General features: G+C 61.0%; 2 protein-coding genes. Both read left to right on the top strand.

Annotated elements, in window-relative coordinates:
• The first annotated feature begins 229 nt into the window (after positions 1-229).
• Positions 230-1,408 carry a tyrosine-type recombinase/integrase gene (locus ABH944_RS44460; protein ID WP_404615796.1) on the top strand — a complete coding sequence of 393 codons (1,179 nt, stop codon included), beginning with the start codon at positions 230-232 and terminating at the stop codon, positions 1,406-1,408.
• 116 nt (positions 1,409-1,524) lie between these two features.
• On the top strand, positions 1,525-3,343 hold a 1,819-nt coding region (locus ABH944_RS44455; protein WP_404615794.1), incomplete at its 3' end, for a tyrosine-type recombinase/integrase.

Raw genomic sequence — 3,343 nt, 5'->3', positions numbered from 1 at the left:
GGGTTTGTTGTTACATGGACATTGTCATCATTCCGCCACCGGAATGAGGCATACAGCAAACAACAGGATGACCGTTTGGCTGGCAGGCCCGCGCAGGGCGTAGCCCGGAGCGGGCCTGCCAGCCGGGTGACGTCTTCGACAGATTCCCCGTGGTCACGGGGGCAAGGTATCAGGCGTCGACACTCCGTCAATGGTCGGGAGCCGACAGGTTGCCCGAAAGGAGACAGCCATGGCCGTTCGCAACGCACTTCTGCCAGGCGGGCAGAGAACTGTCGAGCTATTGAATGACGCTGGCGAACCTGTCGCCGCCGTCAACACCTACCTGCGACATCTGGCGGCACGAAACTGCTCGCCGAACACACTGGTTGCGTATGCCCACGACCTGCAGCATCTGTGGCGCTTCCTCGCGCAGCAGCATCTGGATTGGCGCGAGTTCAAGGTGTGGCATACCGTCGAATTCCTTGGCTATCTGAGATCGCTTAGGATTCCGCTGTCACCCCGCCGACGGTCGATCGCCGAGGCGCTGGTCATCGACGGCCAGCCGATGGCACAACTGGCCGCGACGACGGTCAACAGGATACTCGCCGCTGTCTCGTCATTCTATGATTTCGCGATCCTGTCAGCTCAACTCGACAGCGGTAACCCGCTCGAGAAGACGTGTGACCATCAACAGGCGCGCGCGACCAACCGGCATCGTCCGTTCATGGATGGCGCGAGCCGCCAGCGACCGTTACGACGGCGCGTTTCCGTAAAGACCGTGGACCGGCTGCCTCGCCCGATGTCAGAACAACAGATTGATGCCCTTTTTGCGGAACTGCATTGCGCTCGTGATCGCGCGATCGTGCGTCTGATGCTTGATGGAGGGTTACGGCCAGGGGAAGCGCTATGCCTGCATCTCGAAGACATCCGCTACGGCCAACGTCGAATGGTAGTGAGATATCGCAACGATCATCCGAAGGGCGTGCGTGCCAAGTCGCGCTTCGAGCGTGTCGTGGATCTGCACGATCCCGCAACGCTGGAAGCAGTGAGCACCTACGTCATGACCGAAAGGCCCAACGACGGGGACAGTCCGTTCGTGTTTCTCGTCGGCGGCGCCGGCAGACGGCGGCTGGAGCCGCCCGGCTATCCCGCCCTGTTCAAGCTCTTTACGCGCGCCTGTGAGCGGGCCAGAATCCGTGAGCCCTGGGTGACGCCGCACAGCCTGCGGCACACCCATGCCACCCTGATGTGGGAGGCGGGCATGCGCGAGCTGACGCTTCAGAAGCGGCTCGGCCATGCGTCTCCCGAGTCAACGCGCATCTATACCCGCATATCCGATCGGCAGGTCGTAGCCGACTACCGGCGGGCGCTGGGCCTTGATCAGGTCGAATCCGTGACTGACATCACGATGCCCAACGTAGCGAGCTAACGGCCATGCCGCGATCGCGAAACTTCAAAGCCGCCCCAATTCACATACCGCCTCGAGCAAACGCGCATTGTCCCGAGCAGGAATATGCCGGGTTTGCCAGCTCGCTTCGTGGCTCAATGAAGTTGGGCGCTAGCAGGCTCAACGAGATGCGCCGCTTCATGCGGCGTTGGCCCGATCTTCAAGCGTGGTTCGCCGAGCCGTTGACCGTCCGTGTCGGCAACGTGTCGGCGAGAGAACAATATGGGCTCGATGCACAGCTTTCGCATATCGCCAGACCGTATCTTCTGTTCCTGGGACTTCGCGGCTTCGTGCAATTCGATTACCCCTGGTTATTGGCTAGCAGTCCCTTGTTCGTTCCAGAGGTCGCAGGTCAGATGGGCATCGACTTGGGCATTGGCGCCCTGCGGGCCGATGCCCAACGACTCGGCTTTGGCAAGATTGGCATGGACGCAACAGTGCGCTGGGCGGTGAGTCGCGTGATGCTGCACACGGGATGCCTTGACGCATCCAGGCTCAATGGTGACCACGTGCAAGGGCTGCGCGAAGCGGTAGCGGCATTTCTGGCCAGTCGCGATCTTGTGGCGTTCTATCCGAGCGCGTCGCGCAACTTCGAGGCGTTCCGTAAGAGTTGGACGCTGCGTGTGAATCAGCTCGAGTTGCTGCTGTTCCATCGTGGGCAACTGGATACCCCACCGAAGAAGTTCATGCGCAGTATCAAGGAACGAAAGTCCGTGCTTCCCCGCATGCAGGAGGTTGTGGACCGCTGGCTGGTGGCACGCAGCACTACGGATCGTCCGCTAAGCGTTAAGCGGTTCGAGCTCGCCCTATATCGATTCATGGTGTGGCTGAACGACAATCGGCCTGCAATTCCAAGCTTTGCGCAGGTCACACGAGACGATGTCCTGCACTATCTCGTTGTGCTATCGGAGCAGCCAACCCCGCGAACGGGTCAGCCGTTGGGACCCCTGGCTCGGCGCGGACATGTTTCCGCGCTATCACAATTCTTTCGCAACACCGCCGCATGGGAGTGGGATGACACGCCGTGCCGACCGCTCTTGGGTATCGGGGATATCCCGAAGATACCGGTGCGTGTGCCGCGATTCATTCCAGCCGATGAGCTTGCGCGCCTGATGGTCGCGGTCGGCAATCTCGAGTGTCCGTATCAGCGTACCGCGTTACTTGTCGCCCGCTGGACCGGAGCTCGAAAGGGAGAGATTCAGCGACTGTCAATTGACTGCCTCGATAGCTATCCCGACGGAACACCTCGCCTGCGGTTGCCCGCTGGCAAGACCTACCACGAACGCGTTGTACCGTTGCACGAAGAGGCGGCAACGGAACTCCGGGAACTGATTGCTCACCGGGATCGGGGACGCGAGCGGGCCCTCACGGACGAGCTGACTGGAGCGCCAACGCGCTACGTCTTCATGGCACATGGCAGACTGCTCTCGTGTGCGTACCTCTTCCAGGTCTCGTTGAAGCGCGCTTGCGAAGCCGCCGGCCTTGTCGACGAGAACGGTTGCCGAACCGTCAGCCCTCACCGCTTCCGCCACACGGTCGGCACGCAACTGGCCGAGCGAGGAGCGAAGCTGCATACGATCATGAGCATTCTGGGACATCGCAGTCCGGCGATGTCACTCGTCTACGCTCAGATCAGCGATCGCGAGGTACTTCGTGACTACAAGTCCGTTCTGGAACCCGGTTCGATCATTGCAGGCCCGGCAGCGGAGCAGCTCCGTAGTGGTGCCTTGCCGAAGACTTCAGTCGACTGGTTGAAGTGCAATTTCTTCAAGACCGAACTGGAACTGGGTCACTGTCTGCGTTTGCCAGCCGAGGGGCCGTGCGAGTGCGACATGTACCTGGCCTGCGCCAGATTCGTGACGACACCCGCGTACGCACCGCGATTGCGAGAACGCCGCAAGCTGGAAATGACTCTAG

The organism is Caballeronia udeis (genome assembly GCF_044909315.1).
Taxonomy (GTDB): Bacteria; Pseudomonadota; Gammaproteobacteria; order Burkholderiales; family Burkholderiaceae; genus Caballeronia; species Caballeronia udeis_A.
This window is presented reverse-complemented; position numbering and strand designations above follow the sequence as displayed.

What these genes read in the sequence shown, in the direction of transcription:
- ABH944_RS44460 (WP_404615796.1), top strand. Translation starts at nt 230, where the DNA reads ATGGCCGTTCGCAACGCACTTCTGCCAGGCGGGCAGAGAACTGTCGAG.